This is a genomic window from Bacillus sp. NPDC093026 (genome assembly GCF_044754665.1).
Classification (GTDB): domain Bacteria; phylum Bacillota; class Bacilli; order Bacillales; family Bacillaceae; genus Bacillus; species Bacillus maqinnsis.
On the sequence record NZ_JBIVPN010000018.1, the window covers coordinates 1 to 1,089 of the forward strand.

1 protein-coding gene and 1 pseudogene are annotated in these 1,089 nt (G+C 33.8%); one reads left to right on the top strand and one right to left on the bottom strand.

Annotated elements, in window-relative coordinates:
• Nucleotides 1–491 (top strand): annotated as a pseudogene (locus tag ACIQCE_RS16345) (nuclease-related domain-containing protein); the annotation flags it as partial.
• A 292-nt stretch (nt 492–783) separates the two neighbouring features.
• Here ACIQCE_RS16345 and ACIQCE_RS16350 read toward each other — a convergent pair.
• Nucleotides 784–1,089, bottom strand: a 306-nt coding sequence (locus ACIQCE_RS16350; RefSeq protein ID WP_400496076.1) for a sigma-70 family RNA polymerase sigma factor, incomplete at its 5' end; no start/stop codon positions are given.

A 1,089-nucleotide genomic window follows, 5' to 3' on the forward strand; every position in this document is an offset into this window, starting at 1 on the left:
TTATAGAAACGAAGTATTGGCGTGGAACAGTTATTCATGGGATTAATCATAAAAATGCGAAATCAATTGCTAATGACTTTTCGTTTGTTTTTGAACTATTATTTCCGAATGTGAATAGTGATAAAGAGCAGACCATCATTTTTATGAAAAATAGCAATATGGATAAGGATTCTGATCAAAAAATGTCTATAAATATTTCTTTTTATGATAACCCAAGAAATCAAGTCATGGACACAATGTACAAACTCAGAAATTTTCTCATAACCTATCATCATAAATTCAACTATGTTGAGCCTATAGTCTATTTTGGTTATCCAGAGAGTAAAGAAAATCGTGTATTAGATTATTCTAAAAAAGATAAGTATAGATTTACCTCAAAAGCGAGTCTGTGCGAGTATTTTGAGAATGAGGTTTTAAGACCGGCTAAATATACGGTTGATGAGATACAACAAATAAAAATGATTATGCAAAACGTTAACTATCTCTCATAAAAAATTAAATACATGTCAACTTATAAAGCATTGGATGCTTTCAGACCGTAGACAAACCCCACCTTTACTTGAAGTAAAAGTGGGGTTTTCACTTGTTTTGATACAATATATAAGTTGTCTTACGCTTGACATGGTATTTTCCGTTTTATGGAACAAAAAATAGGGATGCCTTTTGTCTGTTTAACCTTCCATTTCTTTTCGCTGTCATTGTCGAGCTGAAAGAAACGGTTCCCTAATTCAGAATAGAGATGGCGTTGATGACTTGTAAATAAAAATATATTGATATCTCAACTCATTTCCCCTTATCCCTTTTCCTCTTCTCCTTCTCCGCCCGGTAAAACTCATGGAACATCTTCATCAGTGCCCGTTTCTCAATCCGCGATACATAACTTCTTGAAATTCCAAGCTCCTTCGCAATTTCCCGTTGCGTTTTCTCCTTTTTCAAATCCAGTCCGAATCTGCCAACGATGACTTCTTTTTCTCGTCCATCTAAAATGTCAATGTACTCTTTGACCTTTTCAAGCTCCATATTTAGTTGAATGGTGTCAATCACGTCTTCACTTTCTGATTTTAAAATGTCAATCAATGAAATTTCGTT